The organism is Sulfoacidibacillus ferrooxidans (assembly GCF_022606465.1).
GTDB lineage: Bacteria > Bacillota > Bacilli > Alicyclobacillales > SLC66 > Sulfoacidibacillus > Sulfoacidibacillus ferrooxidans.
Genome location: NZ_JALBUF010000106.1, coordinates 1 through 367 on the forward strand (window position 1 = coordinate 1; position 367 = coordinate 367).

Genomic DNA, 367 nt, shown 5'->3' on the forward strand with positions numbered 1-367 from the left:
CAAGTGCATAGGCGTCAGGCAGTTGATGGCCAATATGGTGATGATCCGTCACGATGAGATCGATCCCACTTGTACGCGCAAGATCTGCCGCTTCGAGTGCGGCGATTCCATTGTCTACAGTGATGATGAGATGGACACCTTGCTCCTTCGCGTCGATCACCGCTTGCGGACGAATCCCATAGCCTTCGCAAAAGCGATCCGGCACGCGCCAAAGGGGATCTACGCCCAGTTTACGCAGGACTTTGACGAGAATCGTGACCGATGAAACGCCATCGACGTCGTAGTCACCAAAGATCATCACGGTTTCCTTGCGCACAATCGCATCCTGTATACGCGCTACTGCCTTGTGCATGTCGTGCATGAGAAA

The 367-nt window shown here is 53.7% G+C and carries 1 protein-coding gene; it reads right to left on the minus strand.

Annotated features, from left to right (window positions below; translation table 11 throughout):
* The coding region (locus tag MM817_RS16580; RefSeq protein ID WP_241717172.1) for a DHH family phosphoesterase at window positions 1-367 on the minus strand (367 nt) is incomplete at both ends.